Genomic DNA, 18,392 nt, shown 5'->3' on the forward strand with positions numbered 1-18,392 from the left:
ACGTACCTACGATCACTGACGCCGCAGAGTGCTGGCTGCCCCACAGGATCGGCACCACCCCGACTGCTCACTGTCGGTTGGGCCAGGTCACTTCGATCAGAGACGTACGGCCGCCACGAACGCCTTCCACTCAGCAGCGGACGCTTCGAGATGACACAGGTTGCGGTTCTGTGTGTCGCGCACCGCTGCACCCTCCTCGGTGGCACGGGCCTCCACGCAGTTGGCACCGTTGGCGCTGTAGCTCGACTTTTGCCACTCGACCATCGGAATTCCTCCTCCTTCTTCCTCAGCAGGTCTAGCGTTGTGGCCGGAGAGCGGGCTCTAGTTGGCGCTCACCGTGTCGAGGAGCGCAGACCACTCATCGGCACCAAAGGTGAGGTGGCCGAGTTCCATGTTCTGTGTGTCACGCACGGCAGCTCCACCCTGGTGCTCCCGGGCTTCTACGCAGTTCTGGGAACCTGAGCTGTAAGTCGACTTGCGCCAGCCCGTCATCGGAATTCCTCCGCTTTCGTCCTCATCAAGTTCAGCGTTGCATCCAGGGAGCGAGCTCCCCGGATCCCAGTAGACCAGCAGCGACTTCTCGATCGCCTTGACCACAATCTCACCCTTTCAGGTACTTGCGGAAGAGCGAGTTCTTAGGCCATTGAGCACCGTGGCGATGAGGTAGATGGGGTGATTGTTGTGCACGATACTTTCAGGCCCTTTGGTCCTGGAGTTGCACTTCCTCTACAGGTAGCCTGAACAGGCACAACACGAACCGGACCTCGCCAATATCCCTGGCGAGGTCCGGTTCACTTCGCCTCAGAGGCGCACAGCCTCCACGAACGCCTTCCACTCAGGAGCAGGCGCCTCCAGGTGACCCAGGTTGCGGTTCTGGGTGTCGCGCACCGCAGCGCCCTGCTCGCTGGCACGAGCCTCTACGCAGTTGCCGCCGCCACCGTCGCTGTAGCTCGACTTGTGCCACTGATCAGTCATCATGTGATGCTGCCTCATATCTCTCCCAGCCATGGTCCCGACACTGACACTGGAAGGGCGGACCCTGGCGAGGTCCGGCCTATGTGCCCAGCTAGGAGATCGCGGCCTTCAGGAAGGCCGTCCACTCTGCCGATGGGGTGTCGAGATGCCCCAGTGGCCGGTTCTCGGTGTCCCGCACGAGAACGGTTCTCCCGTTCGCCACCTCAACACAACTCCCGTTGGCCGCGCTGTAGCTGCTCTTGTACCACTCACGCTGCGGTTGCTCTGTACTACTCATCAAGCTCTTCCTTGACCTTCCTGATGAACTCTGCGGACTGCCCCGGGGACAGGGCCTCAGCCTGGACAGCGCTGAACACTGCCAGACAGGCCTGGACCTTGCGGCTGTCATCCATCTGATACTCACCTTGCTGGTACTCAGCCGATGCCACCATTGGTTTATCCGAGAAGGAATATACGCGGAACGGCCCGGCTGCTCCCGGGTGAGTCCCCGGGTTGGGTGGTACCACCTGTAGTCGTACTACCCGTTTCTCCATCAGCATCAGCACACGAGCGAGCTGTTCGGAGAGGATTCGGCGGCCCCCAATCACCCTGGTCACAGCAGTTGCTTCAAGAACCATGTAGATCAGAGGCGGGTTGTTCCCCAGAATCACCTGTCGCCTCATGCGAGCCTTGACCATCTCCGCCAGCTCCGCTGCACTGACACCTGGAGACGTGTCGCGGTTCGCGGCACGCGCATAGTCCTCAGTCTGGATCAGGCCCGGGATCATCTGGCTCTGGTACTCACGAAGCTCAGTCATCATCCGTTCCAGCTGCTCTACCTCTGGATACCACGAGGGAACGCCTGCTGCTTCGTGTGCCCCCTTCCACGCACGGTGCACTACACCCGGGCTTTCAAGAGCTTGGTCGATATTTCGAGCCATCGTTTCGGTCATAGCCCGCGTTCCCTTCTCCCACGAGGAAAGCGTGGAGGGGACGACGTTCAGGGCGCTGGCCAGGTCCTTCTGCTTGACGTCGGCATTAGCGCGGACCTTCTTTAGCACACTTCCAAGCTCTACCAGTTCGGGCTTGAGGGAGCGAGACATTGGACTCCTGATTCACCGTGAGGTCTACCCGGTGCACCAATTCTGCGTGAAGTCTTCACCAAGATCCACTCACTTCACGTAATCGTGACCGCTCAGTGATGTCCCTAGCGCAGAGCGTGTTCGATCTTTCATGGTGGGTTCGAGACGCCAATCGGTGTCCAGAAATCCCAAAACCCCCGGCGGCCCAAGCCAAGAGTGGCCACCCGGAGTTAGAGCCCCACCCCGAAGCCCCCGAGGTGAGACATATGCGATCTATCCAGAATTACCCCAGGGCTCCAATCGTCCATTTCGGGCGATATCCCCGTGCGCTCCTGTTCTCCGAACCCGCCCGCCACGGCATCCTGCTCGGACCATGCCGTGAGTACCGAGCTCTCTCCTCCTGGTGCCGGAACATGCTGCCGGTCCAGGGCACCCGGCTGGCCCGCATCGCGCGCATTCTCGTGAACAACGCACACCAGCACTCCCGATCGGGCCTGCCCGGCGGAACCGTCCGCGTCGTCCTGGACCAGACCCGCCTGCTCCTCCCCCACCTCTACGTCACTGACCAGGGGCCACGGAACCCGGACTCCCTCCAGTTCCCACAGCTGCACCACGGCTCAAGCACGTCTGGCCTGGCAGTCCTCAACCACCTCGCCCTGTCCTGGACCCCCTCCTGGACCTGGGACGGCCACCGCATCCAGCAGACCACCGTCGAGGCCGTCCTCGACCTCAGCTGACACACGAGCCACCTCTACCTCGCAGCACCCCCTGAAACAGAACCGAAGCCCGAACACCCGGCGCGAAGCCCCGTGCCCTCAGCTCACGCCATCAACCCACGACAACCTTCAGGAGAGCCGGTCGAACATGAATGCTGACCTCTTGTCGCCCCGACCAGAGCGGCGCACCCGAGCATCCGCAGATCCGTGCACCCAGGTGCACTCCTTCACCACGAACACTCACGACCACATCCGACACAGCACCCCTCAGGCATCTCGGGAACCCGTGATCCCCTTCCCGAGGAGGCCGATCGACACCGCTCCCCAGGGGATCCGGCGGGTCGTCCTCGCCGGAAACCGGCGGTTGGCGGTGGCCGCGTGAGCGTGTTCTCCCCCGATCTGGCCCACCGCGAGGCGACGGTCCCCCTGGCGAGCTTCATCAAGCCCTTCCACGCCCACTACTTCTCCCGCGCCGAGGGCCCGCCCTTCCGCAAGCGCAAGTACGCCTTCGCTGGACTCCCCGGCCTCATGCCCCTGGTCCGGGCATTCCTGGACACCAGCGCCGCCGAACGCTCCACCGACTTCCGGTTCCTGTTCACCCTGCTCGGCTCGGAACTGGCCAACAACTCCCTCACCCACTCCCTGTCGAGTGAACACGGCAGCACCTACACGCTCACCGTCGACCGGGGCGCGACCGGGATGACACTGACCTGCCAGGACCAGGGCACCCGGAGCCCCCTTGAACCAGGCCCGTTCACCGCGACTGACCTGGCCACGCTCGACCCTGAGTCGGGTCCGGGCAACGGCCAGGGCATCGGCCTGGGACTGGTGAACGCGTTGGCGGACCAGTGGGGAGACAACGGCAACCCCAGGTTCCGACAGGTCTGGTTCCACCTCTCCTACGACCTCACCCACAACCCCTGGAACCGGATCTACACCGACGTGGACGAGGCGGATCGCTGATGCTGGACATCGACACCCGGGACCTGCTGGCCGTGGCCGAGGACGCCCTGACCGCCCCCGCCCACCTGCCCCCGGCCCTGCTCGCTGAGTGGCAGTCCCAGACCCTGAAGGACCGTCTCCCCCTCATCCGCGAAGCACTACGGATCGTCCGTGAGGAAGGAGACGCGGAACGAGCAATGGGGTTGGTCGACCAGGCCGTCCACGACCACCCGACCCCTACCGGTCACCCAGTGCCGGGAGCGATCCCGCACGCGTGACGAGCCCGCTCCGGAGACCCTGGAGGGCACGGCTCCCCACGAGATCCATGTGCCCCGCCGCCACCTGGGTTCTCGCGAGCGACCCCCGACTTCGAGTCACTGACTGAAGTCACCTCATGAAAAAGCTCTGGCGGGTGCGACAACACCCCCAGAGCAGGCCGACAACGAACCATCACTTCAGAGAAAGCAGATTGCCGACATGGCCATTGTGCCGCACACCCATGCCCCGGACCGCACGATCAGCCCGTTCGACAACGAGCACCGATGGCAGAGCCGCGTCTACCCGGGTCAGCTCTCCCAGGCCCGCCAGGTCCGCGCCGACCTGGACACCGACCTCGCCTGCCTGCCCACCCTGCCGGTCGAAGCGAGGGAGAGCATGGTGTTGTGCGTGAGCGAGATGTTCGCCAACGCCTGCGCCCACTCCCGTTCCGGGCAGGACCCTGAGGGGAGGGTGGTTCGCACCCTGGACACGCCTCGCCCGGGAACCGTCCGGATCTCGGTCATCGACGACGGCACCCGCACCGACGCTGCCTCGGACTCCTCCCCGAAGGTCCCGCGCAGGCGTACCCGGAAGGAGTGGGATCAGGCCGAACGCGGCCGGGGCCTCCTCCTGCTCGGCCATCTCGCCACGCGGTGGGGGTTCCGGCCGGTGCTGGACTTCCCGTTCTGCGCGGGTCTGGGCACCGTCATCTGGGCCGAGTTCACCCTCCCCGTGCTGAACTGCGGCGGTGCCTGCGCTGGTGGGGGTGCCCTGTGACCGGTCACGAACTCGACCCCGGCGTGCGGTCGGTCCTGACCGCTCCCCGAGGCCACCGTTTCCCTCACACCGCCGCCCGTCCCCTGCGGGCCGTCCCGAATCCACCGGAATCACCTGCGCCTCCGATGCCCCCGCGGGTCGAGGCGCCCCAGGACAGGTACGCACGCCTACTGCGCCAGATGCAGGGCAACCCCCGGGTGGCCCACATGCTCGAACACGGCCCGGTGCCGCACTGGATGCTCGTGGCTCGCCATCAGCGTGAACAGAGGGCCAGGGAGGCCCGGGAAGCCGTTTCCGCCACTCGGGCCGAATCGGAACCCGTCCTTCCCCGGGGGCGCCACCGCGCACCCCGCCGGTGGTGGGGATGGCCCGCCACCGCCATCAGCTCCACGCTCTTCCTGGGACTCACCACCCTGGAGGCCGTGGGGCGGAACCTGACCCACGCCATCGGCATCCTGGCCTGACCCGGTGAGGAAACGGGCCGGGCGACGAGGCCGTCGCCCGGCCCGATCCCCACGGGGCGGGGAGCAACAGGAACGGGCCAAGAGGAAGAGCGGATGGTCTCCAGGTCAGCTTGCTGGCAGAGCTCAGTCCCCACCGCCACCTCCATCGCCCCCATCACCCCCGTCACCGCTGTAGCCCGCCCCGCCGCTGCGGTCGATGCCGTGTTTGCGCTTGTACTCACGCCACTGCCGCTGCTGCCGGTTCCACACCTGTTTACTCATCCCCTTGGGACGCTTAGGAGTGTCCGGGTCCTCCCAGCTCATGAGAACCCCGAACCCAACCCCCACGATGATCGCCACGACTATGGCCCCCAGGATCAGCAGACCCTCGAAAATCGTGCCGACCGTGTCGACCACGCCATCGACCGTCTCCTGAGCGTCTGGATGGGCGATGGCTCCGACCAAGGCCAGGAACACGGATGCGATGGCGGTCCACTTGGCGATCGTCAGGAGCTCACGGATGCGACTCCAGTGGCGAGCTTGGTCCAAGTCATCGGTCCACCAGACACAAGCGGCGCAGACCAGCGCCTGCACGGTCAGCAGCACCAGGAGGACCTTCGCGCCCGCACTCTCCGGCTGCCCGAGCGCGAAAACGAGCAGGGCCATGGACACATTGCCACCAGCGGCGGCCGCCGCCACAAGCGCGAGTACGTCGTTGCGATCCTTCAGGAGTTCCTCCTCGGAGGAACTGATCATCTTGTTGTAGAAGTCGACCAGGATCCACAGCGGCCAGGCGCACGCGAGGGCACATCCGGCCACGATCAGCAGCATCAACGGCATGGGGACCTCTGCGATGTGACGGTGGTCTGCTCCCTACCCCCTCTGCCTCACCCGAAGGACGACAGCAGTGGCCGGATCAGGACACCGGTCGGCCTGACCACCGATCCATCCCCGCATGCGCGGGGAGCAGCGTTGATCACGTCCGCTGGAGCTCCCGATATGGGGTCCATCCCCGCGTGGGCGGGGAGCAGGAGGAGCCCGTGCTCGATCAGGGCCCGGACCTGGGTCCATCCCCACGTGCGCGGGGAGCAGTCCATGGGGGGCCGTGCCTCAGCTCGCGCTGGGGGTCCATCCCCGCGTGCGCAGGGAGCAGTTTCTTGTCGCAGGCCCAGAGGGCCGCTGACCGGGTCCATCCCCGCGTGCGCGGGGAGCAGCCCGCAGAGGAGAGCAGGCGGCGCGTGTGGGTGGGTCCATCCCCGCGTGCGCGGGGAGCAGGGGGCTGTAGTGAGCGTCAGACGCTCATGGATGGGTCCATCCCCGCGTGCGCGGGGAGCAGCCCGCAGAGGAGAGCAGGCGGCGCGTGTGGGTGGGTCCATCCCCGCGTGCGCGGGGAGCAGGTCCGGCCGAGGAACTACTGGGCGAGCGCCGTGGGTCCATCCCCGCGTGCGCGGGGAGCAGGATCCATCGGAACCCGCGCCGAGACCGGCGTCGGGTCCATCCCCGCGTGCGCGGGGAGCAGCCGACGTGATAGGGCCCCGCGTGAAGAATCGCGGGTCCATCCCCGCGTGCGCGGGGAGCAGCGGGCCGCGGCCGGAAGGCGCGCGTAGTAGTCGGGTCCATCCCCGCGTGCGCGGGGAGCAGGAGCAGGCCGGGGCCAGGGGCTGGGACGTCACGGGTCCATCCCCGCGTGCGCGGGGAGCAGCGCCTCGGTCGAGATGCCCGAGCACACGGGCGCGGGTCCATCCCCGCGTGCGCGGGGAGCAGTCTCTTTGACCTGCGCGTTTGTCAGCCGCAAGTCCTCAAATCTGCAAGTTGTTGAGAAACAGACATTCCACCCACGCCACTCACGAGCTCCCCCGCTCTTCTACCACCCATCCGGCACTCACGACTACTCCGTTCCGCAATCGGCACCTTCACAAGCAGCGAGCAGGACAACGTGTCTCCTATACCGAATGACCGGCTGGGACCGGGGGCCGTTGACCGAACGAACGGGGACGTACCCAGTCGGGCACGCCCCCTTTCCACCTACTGCTCCACCTGCGGCTGATCAGTCCTTGGCGGTGCTTTCCGGCGCCTCACCAGCTGCCTCACCAGCGGGGACCTCCTTACCGCCCCCACCCGCAGAAGCCCCACCCGCCGCCGCGCGGGAGCGGCGGTCGAGATCGGCCAGGTAGGCGTTGTAGTCGTCCATGTCAGCATCGTCGGAACCACCGCGACGGCTGTGCCGCTCACGGCGGCGCTCCTGGCGCTCGTCGTCACGCGACCACTGCACCACCAGCGCCAGCATCACCATGACCGTGGGGATCTCGCCCAGCGCCCAGGCGATGCCTCCGCCCGCGTACTGGTCGGCGGCCTGGTCGGTCATCCACGGGATGTCGAACTGCCCGTAGTACTGCATGGCCATCGGGGTGGCCTGCTCCATGATCGCGATGCCGAAGAAGGCGTGGAAGCCCATCGCCACGAGGAGGAGCAGGATGCGCAGCAGGAACGGGACCCTCCTGGGCGCCGGGTCGATACCGACGATCACCCAGTAGAAGAGGAAGCCCGAGACCAGGAAGTGCACGCCCATGAACAGGTGACCGAGGTGGTCGTTCATCAGGGTCGGGAACAGCGGGGTGAAGTACAGCGCGTACGGGCTGAACACGAAGATCGGCCCAGCGACGGCCGGATGCGTCACGATCTGGGAGAAGCGGCTGTTCAGGAACGCGTTGAGCCACTCACGCGGCCCCCGGTCGCCTCGGGTCTCGGCGGGCCGCAGCGCGCGCAGCGCCAGGGTGACCGGTGCCCCCAGCACCAGGAGGATCGGGGTGACCATGGCCAGCACCATGTGCTGGATCATGTGCATGGAGAACATGATCATCGCGTAGGTCGCGAACCCGCTGAGCTGCACCGCGACGATGGTCAGCAACCCCAGGAGGAAGGCGGCGGTGCGGCCGACGGGCCACTTGTCACCGCGCTTGACCAGGCGTCGCACGCCTCCGAGGTACAGGAACCCGGCAACCACGACGAACATGATGAAGAACAGGTCCGGACGCCACAGGGTGAGGACGTTCTCCAGGCTCATCGCGGGCGGGATGGCGAAGCCGAGGATCGCCGCGGCCGGGTCGATGGTGGTCTCGACCGGCGGTGACGGCGGAGGCGTACGGCCCAGACCCACGGACACACCGATGACGGCGGCCATGATCATGACCTCCGCCCCGGCCAGGCGCAGGAAGCTCCGGCGGCGGAACGAGTAGCCCGCCTTCCCTCCGGGAGCGGCGTCGATCCGGGTCAGCACCCGGGTGCGGTGGGCGTTCCCGAGGAAGCCCAGCACGACGAACAACGCGATCTTGACGAGGATGATCCGGCCGTAGTCGGTGCCGAACAGGTCGTCCAGGGAGTACAGGCGGGCCATGGCGCTCGCGGCACCGCTGATCGCCACCCCGACGTAGGCCCACAGGGCCATCCGGCTGAACCGGTGGGCGGCGACGGCCGGTTCCTGGGCGTCCCTGCGCATGGCGTGGTACGTGACCACGACCAGCCCGCCGACCCAGGCGCAGATCGAGATCAGGTGCAGCGCCAGACCGGTGACGGCGAGCTCGTGCGCCCCCGAGGAGGCCGCGTGGCCTGTGAGCGCGGGCGGGGTGACCGCCGCCAGGGACGCGACCAGCAGCCAGAGGCCGCCGGTGGCCGTGGTGATGGTGCGCCCGAACAGCGCGATGCCGGTGGTGATGAGGATGACGAACATCAGGGAGACGCCCGAGCCCACCGACCCGGCGAACGAGCTGACCTCGTCGATGGTCACCTGGCCCGCGCGCCTGCCGAGGAACTCGGCGGTCTGGAAGTAGAGCGTGCCCACGGCCCCGAGAACCCACGCCAGGGCGGTCCAGGTGCCGGCGCGCACGTAGCCGACGGCCTGGGCGGACAGCTGGCCCTTCGCCGAGCCGAGCAGGACGACCGCCATGAGCATGAGGCCGATGGTCAGCACCGCGGCCGTGTCCATGACCGTCTTGGCGATGGGCATGCCCCAGCGGACCACCTCGCCGGAGTCGAACCGCTCCATGCCGGGGATGATCTGCGCGAAGACCGCGCCGCCCAGGATGAGGGTGGCGCCCAGGGCCACCGTGCACACCAGCACGGCGATCAGGGCGTAGACGGGGGCGTTCTCGGTGCCGGGGGCCTGGTCCTGTAGTTCCTTGGGGGATGTGTCGTTCTGGGCGGGAGGAGCCACGCGCCACTCCGTCGTCGAGTTGGTCATCTTGCAGGTCAGCGCCCTCGGCCGCGATGGCCACCGCACTGCCGTCCGTCGGACTCCGGCGGGGACCTGGCGCGGAGGGGGACACCTCGACCAAGGTTAGTCCGTTTACTACACAGTGTCGGACTTGGGTCCGCTCGCCCACCCCCCTTGTGCCGGAAATCCCTTTCGCCGCGCGTGTCCACGGGGACCAGAAGTGACGTTTCCCCCTTCGACGGAGGGCCTTCGCGATACGCTCGTTCTCCCTACAGGAGGTCGCGGACCGCCCCCTCGTGCCCGTCGCCCCTCGTCGCCGTGCCCCCTCCACGGCCACTCAGTTCCACGAACGCAGAGAAGCGTACGAAGGGGGAGGGCGATGCCCGAGTTCGACAGAGTCATCCGTTCCATGCGGACGGTGGTCCCCGAGGGGATCAGGTCGGCCAGTGTGGGGATTCGGGACGGCCGTATCGAGGCGGTCCGCCCCTACTCGGCCAGGATGTCGGCGCGCGAGGTGGTCGAGCTCGGCCGCACCGCCCTGTTGCCCGGCGCGATCGACCTCGGCACCGGGGTGCACGCCCCCGGGGAGGAACTGCCCGACTCCTACCGGAGGGTGAGTGACGCCGCCCTGCGCGGCGGCGTCACCTGTGTGGTGGTCTCCCCCGCTCCGGCGCGCCCCGCGATCACCTGCGCCGACTCCCTCCAGGTGCACCAGCGGGCGGCGGCGGGGGCCGACGTGTCGGTGCTCTTCCTGGGCGGGGTCACCCAGGGGACCGGCCCGTTGGATCTGGCGGACCTGCACGCGGGCGGGGTGGTGGCCTTCCAGGGGTCGCTGTCGGACGGCGGCGCACCGGACATGGCCGCCCTGGGCGACGCGCAGCTGCGCAAGGCCATGGCGGAGATCGCCACCCTCAACGGTCTGTTGGTCATGCACGCCGAGGACGCCCACGAACTCGGCACCCCGCCGGTGTCGGCGGAGCAGCGTCCGCCCCGGGCGGAGCGGCGGGGTCTGGAACGGGTGATCGCGGCGGCGCGCGTGGTGGGCGCGCGCACCCACGTGGCCCCCTTCACCGCGGCCGAGTGCGCGGCCCTGCTGGCCGCCGCGGGCGCGGTGGGGGTCGGCCTGACCGCGCACACCTGCCCGCACTACCTGTGCCTTCCCTCGGAGTTCCCCGGCCCGGAGTCCCCCGCGCACGCCTGCCGTCCCCCGTTGCGGTCGGACGCCAACCGCAAGGCGCTGTGGAGCTCCCTGTTGGAACCCGACTCCCCGATCCGCACCGTCGGCTCGGGCCACCTGCCCGCCATCGGGCTGTTCACCCTGGAGTGGAGCCTGTCCGCGCTCTGGACGGCGGCCCGCAGACGCGGCCGTTCCCTGACCGACCTGGCCCGGTGGACCGCGTCGGCCCCGGCGGAGCTGCTGGGGCTGGGCGGCCGGGGCCGGGTCCAGGAGGGGTACGAGGCCGACCTGGTGGCCTTCGACGACCAGACGACCCTCGCGGTGCCGCGGACCGACCCGAGCCCCTACGCCGGGATGCGCCTCACCGGGAGGGTGCGCAGGACGTGGGTGGCGGGGCGACCGACCCGCTCCGGAGTACATCAGCACTAGACCCGTGTCACACCACACACATCCGGCTTACAGCCTGTCAACATGGCAACGGATGGCTATGCACATTGGCGATAGCGTGGACGCGCCTTCGCAGGTCACAGTGGGAGGTATCAATGGCGATACCAGTTGGAGGAATCGTGCGCATCGGCGTGCCCCGCGAGATCAAGAACCACGAGTACCGGGTGGCGATCACCCCTGCGGGTGTCCACGAACTGACCCGCCGGGGTCATGAGGTCTTCGTCGAACACGACGCCGGGTTCGGTTCCTCCATCACCAACGAGGAGTACCTCGCGGCGGGGGCCACCATCCTGCCCACCGCCGACGAGGTGTGGGCCGCGGGCGACCTGATCCTCAAGGTCAAGGAGCCCGTCCCGGCCGAGTACCACCGCATGCGCGCGGGCCAGACCCTGTTCACCTACCTGCACCTGGCCGCCTCCCGCGAGTGCACGGACGCGCTGCTGGAGCGCGGGGTCACCGGTATCGCCTACGAGACCGTGCAGCTGCCCGACGGTTCGCTTCCGCTGCTGGCCCCCATGTCCGAGGTGGCCGGTCGGCTCGCCCCGCAGGTGGGTTCGGTGACGCTCCAGCGCCCCAACGGCGGCCGGGGCGTGCTGATGGGCGGGGTGCCGGGAGTGCGCCCGGCCAACGTGACCGTGATCGGCGCCGGGGTGTCCGGGCTCAACGCCACCCAGATCGCGGTGGGCATGGGCGCGAACGTGACCGTGCTGGACCTGAACGTCCACAAGCTGCGCCACGTGGACTCGCTGTACCGGGGGCAGGTCAAGACGGTGGTCTCCAACGCCTTCGAGCTGGAGCTGTCCGTCCTGGAGTCCGACATGGTGATCGGCGCGGTCCTGGTGCCCGGCGCCAAGGCCCCCAAGCTCATCTCCAACGAGCTGGTGTCCCGGATGCGTCCGGGCGCGGTGCTGGTCGACATCGCCATCGACCAGGGCGGCTGCTTCGAGGACTCCCGGCCCACCACGCACGACGACCCGACCTTCGCCGTGCACGACACCGTGTTCTACTGCGTGGCCAACATGCCGGGAGCGGTGCCGAACACCTCGACCCACGCCCTGACCAAGGACACCCTGAAGTACACGGTGGCCCTGGCGGAGAAGGGGTGGAAGCAGGCCCTGCGCGAGGACCCCGCCCTGGCCGAGGGCCTCAACACCTTCGAGGGTGAGCTGGTCTACGCCCCGGTGGCCGAGGCGCACGAGATGAAGTACCGCGAGCTCTCCGAGGTGCTCGCCTCCTAGGCGCGCGTCGGCGGAAGTGTGGGGAGGGGGTCGTCCGTACGGGCGGCCCCCTCCTCGGTGTCGGCGCCCGGCGCACCCGTTCGACCTGGGGTCACCGGTCGGATCCGCGCCTGCGCGCGGGGTGGTCGGGTGGGTCGGGCGGGGGTACCGTCGAGGGGTGGCCCCTCCGACGGCGGGGCCCGTGACCGGGGCCCGAACACATGAGGTGGGGACTGTAGTGACACACACCGGAGCGGTAACGGTGACCCGGATCGTCGAGCTCGAACTGGTGCGGCTGCGGCCGTCCCTGGCCGGGCGAGGCTCCGATGGCTCCGTTCCGGTGCTGGTCCGGGTGTCGGACGGCCGGGTGAGCGGCTGGGGTGAGGTGTCCCGCGCCAGCCCGGAGCAGTGGGAGGCGCTCGCGCGCGACTTCGCGCCCGCCCTCCTGGACCACGCCTGGCGCCGCCCGACCGAGGTGGCCGACGCCTTCGCGGACCTGCCCTGGGACCCGGCGCTGACCGGGGCCCTGGACACCGCCTGCTGGGACCTGTGGAGCCGTCAGCGCTCCACGCCGCTGGCGCACGCCCTGGGCGGGGAGCGCACGGCCCTCACTGCGGGGGTGACCCTGCCCCGGCAGGTGACCCTGGAGTCGGTGGTCACGGAGGTGAACCGGCGCGTCGGGGCGGGGTTCCGCCGGATCCGGCTGGAGGTCGAACCGGGCTGGGACACCGACGTGATCCGGGCCGCGCAGACGAGTTTCCCTTTCCTGGTCCTCCAGGTGGACGCGGGTGGGCGCTACACGGAGTCCCCCGCCGACCTGGACGCGCTGCGGTCGATGGACACGCTCGGGCTGCTGGCGATCGAGGACCCGTTCGCCCCCGGTGACCTGGGCGCGCACGCGCGTCTGACGGCCGAGCTGCGCACCCCCGTGGCCCTGTACCGGTCTCTGTCCTCGGTGGAGGACCTGGGCGAGGCGGTCCTGGCCGAGGCGGGGCGCGCGGTGAACGTGGACCCGGCCCGGCTGGGCGGGTTGACGGCGGCGCGGCGCGCGGTGGACCGGGCGGTGGACGCGGGCTGGGAGGTGTGGTGCGGTTCCTCGGCGGTGACCGGGGTGGGCCGTGCGGCGACGGTCGCGCTGGGCGCGCTGTCCGGCGCGACCCTGCCCGTGGAGATGCCCAGTTCCGCTTCGCGCGGCCGTGACCTGGTGACTCCCCCGGTGCGCGCGCACGACGGCGTGGTTCCGGTGCCGCTCGCCGAGAGCGGTCTGGGGCACGACGTGGACCGGGTGGCGCTGTCCGGGTACACCGCGAGGACGCTGGTGCTGGACGCGCGTTCGGATCGGGCGCCGGGCACCGCCCCATAACCGAACACCGTTAGGTATCCTGGCGCTCCCCGTGTCCGGCCCCGACACCGGACCCCGACGCACGTGGAGGCGCGGTGCGCGTATTCGCAGACGTCCATGAGGTAGCCGCCGCCCAGGGTGAACACCTGGGCCGTACCGACTGGCTGACCATCACCCAGGACCGCGTCGACCTCTTCGCTGACGCGACCGACGACCACCAGTGGATCCACCAGGACGCCGAGCGCGCCGCCGAGGGTCCCTTCGGAGCCACCATCGCGCACGGCTACCTGTCGCTGTCGCTGCTGGCGTACTTCTCCCAGAGCGTTTTCGCCCTCACCGAGAAGCCGCGGATGTCCATCAACTACGGCCTCAACAAGGTGCGGTTCCTCCAGCCGGTCACGGTGGGCTCACGCGTGCGGGACGCGGTGACGCTCGGGGAGGTGCGGCGGACCCCCAAGGGCTACCTGGTCTCCACCGGGCACACCGTGGAGATCGAGGGCCAGGAGCGCCCCGCCCTGGTCGCGGAGGCCCTGGGCCTCTGGGTTCCCTAGTAGGGGCCCTCGACGTACCCTCGCGGTATGGACGACCTTCCGCCGCGCCTGACCGTGGTCACCCTCGGCGCCCGCGACCTCCCGGAGCTGCGCCGGTTCTACCTGGCCCTGGGCTGGGAGGAGTTGCCATCCGGTTCCGACGCGTGGACGGGGTTCCTGGTGGGCGGTGTCCTGCTGTCCCTGTTCCCCGTGGCGGAACTGGCCGCCGAGGCTTCCGACGGCGTGCTGCCCGCCCCGACCGGATGGTCCGGGTTCACCCTGGCCTGCAACGTGGACGAGCGCGCCCAGGTCGACCGGGCGTTCGCCTCCGCCGTCCGGGCGGGCGCCGAGGTCGTGGCCGAACCGACGGACCGGCCCTGGGGAGGGCGGTCCGCCTACGTCGCGGACCCGGAGGGCAACCGCTGGGAGATCGCGTGGGCCCCCGGCGCCCGGTTCGACGACCGGGGAGCCCTCACCTCCTTCGGCGGCTGAGCCCGCCCCGCCTACCGGGCGCCCTAGCGGGCCACGCGCCGCAGGGCACGGCGGACCAGCCCCGGGGTGAACCAGCGCAGCTTGCGTTCGGCCCGCTCCGCCCTGCGGCGCATGCGGTCGCTCCGGGCCCTGGCCTGTTCCAGGTCGGCGCGGAGCCGGGCCACGTCCCGCTCGGTGTCCTCCTCCGGCTGCGCGGCCGCCGGGGCCTCCAACCGGGCCTCCTCCTGGTCCGTGGCGTGGACCAGGTCCGTCGCGGGCATCCAGTGGATGCCGTGGACCTCCTCCACCAGACGGTCCAGGTCCCGGCCGCTCGCCTCGGGGTCGAGGTGGCGGGCGCGGGCGAACGCGGCGGTCCGCTCCAGGCGGAGCATCCCCTCCTCCGCCGTGAGAGCGCCCGGCATGGGCGCGCACAGCAGCCCCACCGCGTGGGTGTCGCAGGCGTGGACCATCTCCGCCAGGGCCTTGGGGAAGGGTTCGGACCCCGCCTCCAGGTACAGCCGGAAGGGCACGCGCGGGTCCGTGCCCGGCTCGCTCTCGACGAACCGCACGCGCGGGTCGCCCCGGAAGCTCTCGTGGGCCAGCCGCAGGTCGAGGGCGTCCTCCTCCAGCGGGGAGCGGCGTTCCTCGTGCAGCTCGCTCCACGGGCCCACCATCCACAGGCGCAGGTCCGGGGTGGTCCCGGCCAGCAGCGCCCTGGCGGTGGTGTCGACCTCCTCCAGGGCGTGCCCCGAGACGTCCAGCACGACGTCGACCAGCGGCACCTCCCACTGGCGCTCGGGCTGCTTGCGGCGCAGGTGGAAGTCGGGGACGCGGTTGGACACGTACGGCATCCGGTAACGGGTCCCGGCGTCCCGCTTCTCCTGCATCTGGGAGCGGCCCAGGTGCCAGCTGCTGGTCTCCAGGTCCGGGACGAACACCGCGCCGCGCTGCGCCACCCGGTGGCCGAACTCGCTGTCACCGCCCAGAATCATGGCCGGGTCCAGGCCGCCCGCCGCGTCGAACAGGCTCCGGTGCAGCGAACCGGTCGCACCGACGAACACCTTGAAGGCCTCGTGGTGGGCCGAGCGCAGCCGGTCGTGCCGGTCGATGAACCGCTCGACCCAGTGCGGGTCGGCGCTCTCCAGGTCGAAGAGGCCGTCGGCGCGTCCGGCGGCGACCTCGTCCCGGACGTGCTCCGGGGTCATCGCGGCCGGGTCGAAGTCCACGAACATCTTGTGGCCCATGACCACGGCGTAGTCCACCACGTGGTGCCAGCGCATCTGCGACTCCACGTGCTCGCGGTAGACGAGCATGTCGGCGTCCAGGCGCAGGATCACCTGCCCCGTCGAGGCCGCGACCCCGGTGTTGACCGCGTGCGCCGATCCCCAGCCACCGGGGTCGGAGGTGATCAGGCGGGTGTTCTCCGGGCGTACGGGCGGCAGCGCGAGGGGCACGGGCGTGCCGTCGTCCACCACGACCACCTCCATGAGGTGGGCCGGATAGCTCTGCCCCGCCAACGAGGCCAGCACCAGCGCCAGCTTCTCGGGCTGACCGTGCGCCGGGATCACCACGCTCACCGACAGCGTCGGCGTCCAGGCTCCGTTGTCGGGCGGTTCCAGCCGTGCGTAGTCGTTGCGGAACACCAGGGGCTGGCCCTGTGGCGCCGTCTGCCGCACCATGCGCTTCCCTCCCCGGGGCTGGCTCTGTTCCGGGACCATCCCCACCCGTACCCGGGTATCGGGGCGTTCCCCCGACTGACGTTCCGAGACGTTGTCCGCACTGGTCACGACTGTCCTCCCGTGTACTCGGTGGTCCGGAGCAGAGTCCGCGCGGGGCGCGGGTCCGGCTGACCCAGCGGGGCGGGTTCGCCCTCCAGCAGGGAACTCGGCCGCCAGCCGGACCACTGCCGGGTGCTCCTGCGAAGGAAGTAGCCCATGTCGGCGCCCCAGGTGTGCCCCTGACCGGCCCGCCGCAGCAGGTAGCCGAGGCCGTGGGTCCGGTAGATCCGCCCGCTGTTCCGGCGGACCGCCAGCAGCAGCTGGCTGTCGATCGCCCGGGGCAGGGGGCGGAACCCGCCGACGTCGCGCAGCACGGAGCGGTCGACCACGATCGTGCTGCCCACCACGTCCGGGGACGGCTTCTCGGTCTGGTAGCTCCGCCACACCGTGAGGTCGAGTTCCTCCAGGTACACCAGGTCCTGGGTGACGCCGACCAGGTCGGCGCAGGCGTAGGTGCGGGCCATGAGCATGTCCGCGAGGTGTTCGGGGCCGTACCAGTCGTCGTCGTCCCACTTGGCGATCACGCTGCCGGACGTGCGGTCCACCGCGTCGTTGAGCACCGCGCCGAACACCTGGTCCGCCGGTGCCTCGTGCACGGTGATCGGAATGCCCGTCGCCGCGAACTCCGCGACGGCCGAACGGACCTCGGGACGCTCGGCGGAGAACCCGTGCAGGGCCAGGACCAGCTCGAACCGCACCCCGCGCTGCCGGGCCACCTGGGCCAGCGCGAACCCCACCAGTTCCGGCCGCCGGGTGCACAGCATCACCGACACCAGGGGTTCCGGCGGCACCGGGACCCCCGCCCGTTCGGACAGGGCGCGCCATCGGGCCAGCTGGCCGTGGGTGCCCAGCGCGGCGCGGCGCAGCCGGACGCTGTGCTCCTCCCTGCTGAGGGGGTCGGCCAGCGCCGTGGCGTCCAGACCCGTGAGCACGGCGGTGAGCTCCGGCCCGAGTCCGGCCGCCCACTCGGGTACCGGCCCGCTGACCACGGGAATCCCTCCGGCGGCCAGGGCGACGACCGCCCGGACGACGGTGACCGGCCTGGCGTGCCCGGACCAGTCCACGCGCACCCCGCGCAGGTAGCGGGCCCGACCGATGTCCAGGTCGGTGAGTGTGCCGTCCCCGGGAACGGCGAACACGACCTTCTCCCCCTCGCGGACGACGGTGCGTCCGCCCCGGACCGACAGGTCGCCCATGGGGCCGCCGGCCTTCTTGGTGAAGCCGATGGGGTTCACGCTCTGCTCGTCGACGGGCGCCAGCGAGGTGACGGGGTCGGGTTCGTCGACCCCGACCCCGGAGCGCGGGAGGTCCAGGTGCGGGACGACTGCGTCCTCCCACAGCGGGAGTTCCCGGTCCGAGGTGCGGACCACGAGGTCGACCACGGGCGAGACCCGGCGCAGCGGAACGGGGCCGGTCGCGCTCACCCCGGTGGCGGCGACGTCGCCCGGCCGCCACCGCGCCCCGGCCGCACCGTGCACCCCCGCCAGGGGTGTGGGCCGGAGGCCGCGCCGCCCGCCGGTGGTCCCGTGCAGGACGCAGTCGAGGGCCTGGCCGGTCTCGACGGAGTTCGGGAAGTACAGCTCGCAGATCCAGCCGCGTTTGCCCAGGCGGCGGACGCGCATCTCCAGCAGGTCGTTCCACTCGTCGATGCCCGGCGGGCACGGGACGAGCGGACCGTGGTGCCCCGGGGTGTCGGCGACCACCGCGACGAGGTGGACGGTGGGAGGCAGGGCGTTGACGGTGATGAGGCTGCGGCGCAGGTCGGTGAGGCTGGCCGCGACCACGGCGACGAGCCCGACAGCCTCGGGCTGGTCCTCCCCGCCCACCCGGGCGACCTCGAACGGTTCCCCGAGCGGGTGGGCGTCGAGATCGACCACGAGGTCGTCGGAGCGCAGCCGCAACCCGGAGAGTTCCCTCAGGGTCGACTCGTGGTCCCCGGTGTGGCAGAGGACCGCCGGTTCGTCACCGCGTGTGCGCAAGGCCTGGCGTAGGACTGAGTGGATCATCGGGCGACCCCGGGGTTCGGAGTGGGTGAAGGCACGAACCGG

The 18,392-nt window shown here is 69.9% G+C and carries 19 protein-coding genes and 1 CRISPR repeat array; of the genes, 10 read left to right on the forward strand and 9 right to left on the reverse strand.

Annotation, left to right across the window (positions count from 1 at the left end; translation table 11 throughout):
• Nucleotides 1-96: 96 nt before the first annotated feature.
• The 5 genes from AC0VYM_RS21660 to AC0VYM_RS21680 form a co-directional block, all read right to left on the reverse strand.
• Nucleotides 97-264, reverse strand: coding sequence for a DUF397 domain-containing protein (locus AC0VYM_RS21660; RefSeq protein WP_475454998.1), 168 nt, complete (start codon nucleotides 262-264; stop codon nucleotides 97-99).
• A gap of 57 nt (nucleotides 265-321) precedes the next feature.
• Nucleotides 322-597: a DUF397 domain-containing protein gene (locus tag AC0VYM_RS21665; protein WP_475455000.1), complete on the reverse strand. Its 276-nt coding sequence runs from the start codon at nucleotides 595-597 to the stop codon at nucleotides 322-324.
• A gap of 204 nt (nucleotides 598-801) precedes the next feature.
• Nucleotides 802-978, reverse strand: coding sequence for a DUF397 domain-containing protein (locus AC0VYM_RS21670; protein ID WP_475455002.1), 177 nt, complete (start codon nucleotides 976-978; stop codon nucleotides 802-804).
• Between the two features lie 88 nt (nucleotides 979-1,066).
• A complete protein-coding gene (locus AC0VYM_RS21675; RefSeq protein WP_475455004.1) occupies nucleotides 1,067-1,363 on the reverse strand; it encodes a DUF397 domain-containing protein in 297 nt (98 codons plus the stop codon).
• The gene (locus AC0VYM_RS21680) at nucleotides 1,245-2,057 is read right to left on the reverse strand and encodes a helix-turn-helix domain-containing protein (RefSeq protein WP_475455006.1); all 813 of its coding nucleotides are present in this window, start codon (nucleotides 2,055-2,057) and stop codon (nucleotides 1,245-1,247) included. The genes AC0VYM_RS21675 and AC0VYM_RS21680 overlap by 119 nt, the downstream gene beginning before the upstream one ends.
• Before the next feature lie 392 nt (nucleotides 2,058-2,449).
• On the opposite strand from AC0VYM_RS21680, the gene AC0VYM_RS21685 reads away from it, so the two are divergent.
• From AC0VYM_RS21685 to AC0VYM_RS21705, 5 genes are all read left to right on the forward strand, one after another.
• Nucleotides 2,450-2,773, forward strand: coding sequence for an ATP-binding protein (locus AC0VYM_RS21685; RefSeq protein WP_475455008.1), 324 nt, complete (start codon nucleotides 2,450-2,452; stop codon nucleotides 2,771-2,773).
• Nucleotides 2,774-3,130: 357 nt separating this feature from the next.
• Nucleotides 3,131-3,715, forward strand: a complete 585-nt coding sequence (locus AC0VYM_RS21690; protein WP_475455010.1) for an ATP-binding protein — start codon at nucleotides 3,131-3,133, stop codon at nucleotides 3,713-3,715.
• Entirely contained in the window at nucleotides 3,715-3,972 is a 258-nt protein-coding gene (locus tag AC0VYM_RS21695) for a hypothetical protein (RefSeq protein ID WP_475455012.1), read from the forward strand. Before AC0VYM_RS21690 ends, AC0VYM_RS21695 begins: the two co-directional genes overlap by 1 nt.
• A 199-nt stretch (nucleotides 3,973-4,171) precedes the next feature.
• The gene (locus tag AC0VYM_RS21700; protein WP_475455014.1) at nucleotides 4,172-4,729 is read left to right on the forward strand and encodes an ATP-binding protein; all 558 of its coding nucleotides are present in this window, start codon (nucleotides 4,172-4,174) and stop codon (nucleotides 4,727-4,729) included.
• A gap of 179 nt (nucleotides 4,730-4,908) precedes the next feature.
• Nucleotides 4,909-5,193 carry a hypothetical protein gene (locus AC0VYM_RS21705; protein ID WP_475455016.1) on the forward strand — a complete coding sequence of 95 codons (285 nt, stop codon included), beginning with the start codon at nucleotides 4,909-4,911 and terminating at the stop codon, nucleotides 5,191-5,193.
• Between the two features lie 123 nt (nucleotides 5,194-5,316).
• Here the strand turns inward: AC0VYM_RS21705 and AC0VYM_RS21710 are convergent, their stop codons facing one another.
• Together AC0VYM_RS21710 and AC0VYM_RS21715 are read right to left on the reverse strand one after the other, a co-directional pair.
• Nucleotides 5,317-6,003, reverse strand: coding sequence for a hypothetical protein (locus tag AC0VYM_RS21710; RefSeq protein WP_475455018.1), 687 nt, complete (start codon nucleotides 6,001-6,003; stop codon nucleotides 5,317-5,319).
• 110 nt (nucleotides 6,004-6,113) lie between these two features.
• Nucleotides 6,114-6,936: a CRISPR direct-repeat array (repeat unit 29 nt; unit sequence GGGTCCATCCCCGCGTGCGCGGGGAGCAG).
• A gap of 283 nt (nucleotides 6,937-7,219) precedes the next feature.
• On the reverse strand, nucleotides 7,220-9,382 hold the full coding sequence (locus AC0VYM_RS21715; protein WP_475455020.1) for a bifunctional copper resistance protein CopD/cytochrome c oxidase assembly protein: 2,163 nt from the start codon (nucleotides 9,380-9,382) through the stop codon (nucleotides 7,220-7,222).
• 379 nt (nucleotides 9,383-9,761) lie between these two features.
• Here AC0VYM_RS21715 and AC0VYM_RS21720 point away from each other — a divergent pair, with 379 nt between their 5' ends.
• From AC0VYM_RS21720 to AC0VYM_RS21740, 5 genes are all read left to right on the forward strand, one after another.
• Entirely contained in the window at nucleotides 9,762-10,988 is a 1,227-nt protein-coding gene (locus AC0VYM_RS21720; protein ID WP_475455022.1) for a dihydroorotase, read from the forward strand.
• A 137-nt stretch (nucleotides 10,989-11,125) separates the two neighbouring features.
• Complete coding sequence (gene ald, locus AC0VYM_RS21725; protein ID WP_475463158.1) at nucleotides 11,126-12,244, forward strand: alanine dehydrogenase; 1,119 nt, start codon at nucleotides 11,126-11,128, stop codon at nucleotides 12,242-12,244.
• A gap of 217 nt (nucleotides 12,245-12,461) precedes the next feature.
• Nucleotides 12,462-13,586, forward strand: a complete 1,125-nt coding sequence (locus AC0VYM_RS21730; RefSeq protein ID WP_475455024.1) for an enolase C-terminal domain-like protein — start codon at nucleotides 12,462-12,464, stop codon at nucleotides 13,584-13,586.
• Nucleotides 13,587-13,660: 74 nt separating this feature from the next.
• Complete coding sequence (locus AC0VYM_RS21735) at nucleotides 13,661-14,116, forward strand: MaoC family dehydratase (protein WP_475455025.1); 456 nt, start codon at nucleotides 13,661-13,663, stop codon at nucleotides 14,114-14,116.
• A gap of 27 nt (nucleotides 14,117-14,143) precedes the next feature.
• Complete coding sequence (locus AC0VYM_RS21740) at nucleotides 14,144-14,587, forward strand: VOC family protein (RefSeq protein WP_475455027.1); 444 nt, start codon at nucleotides 14,144-14,146, stop codon at nucleotides 14,585-14,587.
• Between the two features lie 23 nt (nucleotides 14,588-14,610).
• Here AC0VYM_RS21740 and AC0VYM_RS21745 read toward each other — a convergent pair whose 3' ends face one another.
• Together AC0VYM_RS21745 and AC0VYM_RS21750 are read right to left on the reverse strand one after the other, a co-directional pair.
• On the reverse strand, nucleotides 14,611-16,245 hold the full coding sequence (locus AC0VYM_RS21745; protein WP_475455029.1) for a glycosyltransferase family 2 protein: 1,635 nt from the start codon (nucleotides 16,243-16,245) through the stop codon (nucleotides 14,611-14,613).
• A 104-nt stretch (nucleotides 16,246-16,349) separates the two neighbouring features.
• On the reverse strand, nucleotides 16,350-18,350 hold the full coding sequence (locus AC0VYM_RS21750; RefSeq protein WP_475455031.1) for a glycosyltransferase family 2 protein: 2,001 nt from the start codon (nucleotides 18,348-18,350) through the stop codon (nucleotides 16,350-16,352).
• Nucleotides 18,351-18,392: the final 42 nt, after the last annotated feature.

The organism is Nocardiopsis sp. iso_237 (assembly GCF_056173345.1).

Bases quoted from the DNA above. Each gene is read 5' to 3' on its own strand.
- AC0VYM_RS21675 (WP_475455004.1), bottom strand. From the start codon at position 1,363: ATGACAGCCGCAAGGTCCAGGCCTGTCTGGCAGTGTTCAGCGCTGTCC.
- AC0VYM_RS21750 (WP_475455031.1), bottom strand. From the start codon at position 18,350: ATGATCCACTCAGTCCTACGCCAGGCCTTGCGCACACGCGGTGACGAA.
- AC0VYM_RS21720 (WP_475455022.1), top strand. From the start codon at position 9,762: ATGCCCGAGTTCGACAGAGTCATCCGTTCCATGCGGACGGTGGTCCCC.
- AC0VYM_RS21740 (WP_475455027.1), top strand. From the start codon at position 14,144: ATGGACGACCTTCCGCCGCGCCTGACCGTGGTCACCCTCGGCGCCCGC.
- AC0VYM_RS21670 (WP_475455002.1), bottom strand. From the start codon at position 978: ATGATGACTGATCAGTGGCACAAGTCGAGCTACAGCGACGGTGGCGGC.
- AC0VYM_RS21695 (WP_475455012.1), top strand. From the start codon at position 3,715: ATGCTGGACATCGACACCCGGGACCTGCTGGCCGTGGCCGAGGACGCC.
- AC0VYM_RS21685 (WP_475455008.1), top strand. From the start codon at position 2,450: ATGCTGCCGGTCCAGGGCACCCGGCTGGCCCGCATCGCGCGCATTCTC.
- AC0VYM_RS21660 (WP_475454998.1), bottom strand. From the start codon at position 264: ATGGTCGAGTGGCAAAAGTCGAGCTACAGCGCCAACGGTGCCAACTGC.
- AC0VYM_RS21710 (WP_475455018.1), bottom strand. From the start codon at position 6,003: ATGCTGCTGATCGTGGCCGGATGTGCCCTCGCGTGCGCCTGGCCGCTG.
- AC0VYM_RS21745 (WP_475455029.1), bottom strand. From the start codon at position 16,245: ATGGTGCGGCAGACGGCGCCACAGGGCCAGCCCCTGGTGTTCCGCAAC.
- AC0VYM_RS21680 (WP_475455006.1), bottom strand. From the start codon at position 2,057: ATGTCTCGCTCCCTCAAGCCCGAACTGGTAGAGCTTGGAAGTGTGCTA.
- AC0VYM_RS21705 (WP_475455016.1), top strand. From the start codon at position 4,909: ATGCAGGGCAACCCCCGGGTGGCCCACATGCTCGAACACGGCCCGGTG.
- AC0VYM_RS21700 (WP_475455014.1), top strand. From the start codon at position 4,172: ATGGCCATTGTGCCGCACACCCATGCCCCGGACCGCACGATCAGCCCG.